The sequence below is a fragment of the Halorubrum amylolyticum genome, from assembly GCF_004114995.1.
GTDB classification, from domain to species: Archaea; Halobacteriota; Halobacteria; order Halobacteriales; family Haloferacaceae; genus Halorubrum; species Halorubrum amylolyticum.
The window spans coordinates 592-1,601 of record NZ_SDJP01000068.1 but is presented as its reverse complement, the minus strand read 5'-3'; the positions used below and the strand labels follow the sequence as shown (position 1 = coordinate 1,601).

The window sequence follows — 1,010 nt, the reverse complement described above, 5'->3', positions numbered from 1 at the left end:
GAATCAGTCCTCCGTACGGTCGGCGCGCTCGTCCGGCGCGTCCGCCTCGTTTTCGTCCGAGTCCACCTCCTCGATTTGCATGTCACAGCAGCTCTCATCGTCGTTTGACTCGCCACCGAGCAGTCGGTCGAGTATCGACATACATATCGATATAATCCGATTTGACTTAACTCATTTGGTCAGGTGTTCAGCTGACTCGAGAGAGCACTCGACTCGGATATATATTCAGATGTGTTTGTTTGACGCAGTTCTTCCACCGAACTATATACACACAAGATAGTGTGGAAAACCGGATTATTCAAGCATCATACTGTGCTTTACCAGTATTAATCTATTACAGATTATATTAGTACCGAGTAGATTACCTCGATCTCAACACAGTAGAACCGAAAGGACCTTTAACATATGAGGGAATACTAAATTGTATGTCGCAGCAGATAGCGGCTCAAGACGATCGGACGGACCGTGAAAACAAAATATCGATTAACGAGTCGCTGAGCGAGGAGAGCAAACGTCAGCGCGACAGTATCGACAACGTCGGCGCATTCGGCATGCGAACCGGTGAGTCGGATCTGATCTTCTTCCAAGGTATTCTCCCGGAGATCAACGGGACGATAAGAGGATCGGAGCCAATAGACGAGCAGATAGAGATGTGCTTGGATCGGCTCGAACTCATGTTAGAAAACCGTAACGCGTCGCTCTCGGATATCATGAAGGTCGAGATTCAGCTCGCAGACGCAGGTGCGGCGGCGGCCGTGGACAGCGCGTACGAGTCGCGATTCGATGACGTGGCGTTCCCACCGCGCAGCGTCGTCGGTGTATGCTCGTTGCCTGGCGGTGCGGACGTCCAGCTCGACGTGATTGCCGCCGAAGAGTAACCGTAGCTGTCCGTGTAGTTCGATAATAGAAGCATTTCGCTCGTATTTGCCGTTTTGAAGCCCGACAGAACAATTATTCCGGTCGCAGCGAATACGTCAGTTATGCCCGACTCCTCTTCAGACCCGCTTCCT

2 protein-coding genes are annotated in these 1,010 nt (G+C 51.3%); one reads left to right on the top strand and one right to left on the bottom strand.

The genetic code is table 11. The annotated features are described in order from the left end of the window. Positions 1 to 3 precede the first annotated feature (3 nt). Positions 4 to 141: a hypothetical protein gene (locus tag ESO89_RS18720; protein WP_158295129.1), complete on the bottom strand. Its 138-nt coding sequence runs from the start codon at positions 139 to 141 to the stop codon at positions 4 to 6. 284 nt (positions 142 to 425) lie between these two features. Here ESO89_RS18720 and ESO89_RS18240 point away from each other — a divergent pair, with 284 nt between their 5' ends. Continuing rightward, the gene (locus ESO89_RS18240) at positions 426 to 878 is read left to right on the top strand and encodes a RidA family protein (RefSeq protein ID WP_128906802.1); all 453 of its coding nucleotides are present in this window, start codon (positions 426 to 428) and stop codon (positions 876 to 878) included. The last annotated feature ends 132 nt before the right edge of the window (positions 879 to 1,010 follow it).